The organism is Sulfitobacter sp. HI0129, from assembly GCF_001635395.1.
Classification (GTDB): domain Bacteria; phylum Pseudomonadota; class Alphaproteobacteria; order Rhodobacterales; family Rhodobacteraceae; genus Sulfitobacter.
Map to the genome: position 1 here is coordinate 1 of NZ_LWGH01000667.1, position 1,332 is coordinate 1,332.

The following is a 1,332-nucleotide window of genomic DNA, read 5'->3' on the forward strand; positions in this document are numbered from 1 at the left end:
ACCGCATCTTCGGTCAGGAACAGGTCCACTGCCGCTGCCGATCCTTTCGCCCGGAGCTTCGGCGCGATAGCGCGAAGCGCGTCCGCCCGACGGGCCAGATCCCGCGCCATCCGGATCGTCCCTTCGATGGACTCGAGGATCCGCGCCTGAGCGGCCATCTCGGCTCTCTGCCCGTTCGCGGTCAGGTCGCGCAGCGCCGTCTTGGTCAGGTACCGCGCCGAAACCGGCAGAACCTCCTTCCAGTTCAGCGCCCGCGCCAGGACGATGTCCGAGAGTAGGCAGGCGGTGCGCTCCGCCCGGTCGTCGACCTCGAGCACGGCGCGCAGGACGGCCACGCAGCCCGCCAGCGGTCCATCGGTTCGGGCGCGCTCCTGTCCGGCGTCCAGCCACACACGCACCTCGCCCGCAAGGTCCGCGCCGATCAAGTCTGCGATCTCGCCCGTACCGCTTGTCGGCTGTCGCACACCATCTCGCCAGAACGCCAGCAAATCACCATCGGGCCCCCGCGCCTCGCCAGGAGGTGTCAGGTGGTAGGCGTCGCGTATATCCGCCTCCCGTGCCAGGCGGCCTTCCAGTTTCGAGGTCACCGTTGCCGCACTCAGGGCCAGCCGGCTCGCGAGCAGTTTCAACGGGACGCCATACCGAGCATCACTGACCAGCTGATCGAGCACCGTCAGAGCTGCCCCGGACCGAAAGGCCACAGTTTCAAGGGCTTCGGGACGCCCGGTAGTGACCCAACCCGGCAGCTGCGGTAGGGTGTTTAGGTCGTCGGATATCGTGGCGGGCTGGTATGTCATGCCACAACACTAGTCTTTCACGGCGCTTTCGTCCACCATATGATGTGCAAACCGCCCCACCTTGCCGGTCTCTGCAATGTCCAATAAGTTTGCATTATCGGACATCAAGGATTATGCTGGGAAGCAGTTCAATTGTCGCTTTAGTTTCATGGCCGGACTCGCCCAAAATCAGCCCTCTCGTCCTCGAAGTTTCCATTCCATCGGGGGACTGGGCTCTTGCTCAATCGCTGGACTCGTCTTGTGACGATGTCGATCGGGTCCTCTCCCTTGCTGATTGCTGCCCTGCGCCCGTAGGGTGCCCGCGGGATCGGCGCGGCACGTCTGAACAACCGCGCGGCCGCCTCAGGCATTGTCGCCATTGGAACCATCCGTTCTCCAAAGAGATCGCCAAGGATAACCAGCGTCAAGACACGCCATCGTACGGAAAGATGCTGGAGCGGGGCCGGCGCGCCTACGGCGGCTCGGGCCTCGAAAGGACAGTTCCATCCCTCTTGATCGAACCAAAGCGCCAAGACAGGACGCGCAGCACCCGCCC

At 64.1% G+C, this 1,332-nt stretch carries 1 protein-coding gene; it reads right to left on the minus strand.

What is annotated here, in order from left to right; all coding sequences use genetic code 11:
* Positions 1–797, minus strand: a 797-nt coding sequence (locus tag A3764_RS17075; protein ID WP_082865970.1) for a DUF1403 family protein, incomplete at its 3' end; no start/stop codon positions are given.
* Between the last annotated feature and the right edge of the window lie 535 nt (positions 798–1,332).